This window comes from Streptomyces chlorus, assembly GCF_042655885.1.
GTDB classification, from domain to species: Bacteria; Actinomycetota; Actinomycetes; order Streptomycetales; family Streptomycetaceae; genus Streptomyces; species Streptomyces chlorus.
In genome coordinates this window covers 1-1,060 of record NZ_JBHSOA010000160.1, presented here as the reverse complement: position 1 = coordinate 1,060, position 1,060 = coordinate 1, and the positions used below count along the sequence as shown (strand labels likewise).

1 pseudogene is annotated in these 1,060 nt (G+C 68.2%); it reads left to right on the top strand.

The features are described from left to right. Positions 1 to 1,060, top strand: a pseudogene (locus tag ACFPZI_RS37110) (alpha-1,4-glucan--maltose-1-phosphate maltosyltransferase); the annotation flags it as partial.

Genomic DNA, 1,060 nt, shown 5'->3' with positions numbered 1-1,060 from the left:
GAACTGGTCACCGCCGGTGACCCGATGCCCCTGCTCGTGGAACGCGAACGCGCCCTCTACGGCTCCTGGTACGAGTTCTTCCCCCGCTCCGAGGGCACCCCCACCGCCCCCCACGGCACCTTCCGCACCGCCGCCCGCCGCCTGCCCGCCATCGCCGCGATGGGCTTCGACGTCGTCTACCTCCCGCCCATCCACCCCATCGGCACCACCCACCGCAAGGGAAGGAACAACACCCTCACCCCCGCACCCGACGACGTCGGCGTCCCCTGGGCCATCGGCTCCCCCGAGGGCGGCCACGACACCGTCCACCCCCGACTCGGCACCCTGGACGACTTCACCTGGTTCGTCGAACAGGCCCACCGCCACAAACTCGAGATCGCCCTGGACTTCGCCCTCCAGTGCTCCCCCGACCACCCCTGGGTCCACAAACACCCCCAGTGGTTCAACCACCGCCCCGACAACACCATCGCCCCCGCCGAGAACCCGCCCAAGAAGTACCAGGACATCTACCCGATCGCCTTCGACACCGACCCCCAGGGCCTGCACACCGAGACCTGCCGCATCCTGCGCCACTGGATGAGTGCCGGCGTGCGCATCTTCCGCGTCGACAACCCCCACACCAAACCCGTCGCGTTCTGGGAACGCGTCATCGCCGACATCAACCGCACCGACCCCGACGTCATCTTCCTGGCCGAGGCCTTCACCCGCCCCGCGATGATGCACACCCTGGCCCAGATCGGCTTCCAGCAGTCCTACACCTACTTCACCTGGCGCACCACCAAACAGGAACTGACCGAGTACCTCACCGAACTCTCCGGGGACGCCGCCTCCTACATGCGGCCCAACCTGTTCACCAACACCCCCGACATCCTGCACGCCCACCTCCAGCACGGCCACCGGCCCGCCTTCGAGGTCCGCGCCGTCCTCGCCGCCACCCTCTCCCCCACCTGGGGCATCTACAGCGGCTACGAACTCTGCGAGAACACCCCCCTGCGCGAGGGCTCCGAGGAATACCTGAACTCCGAGAAATACCAGCTCACCCCCCGCGACTGGGACACCG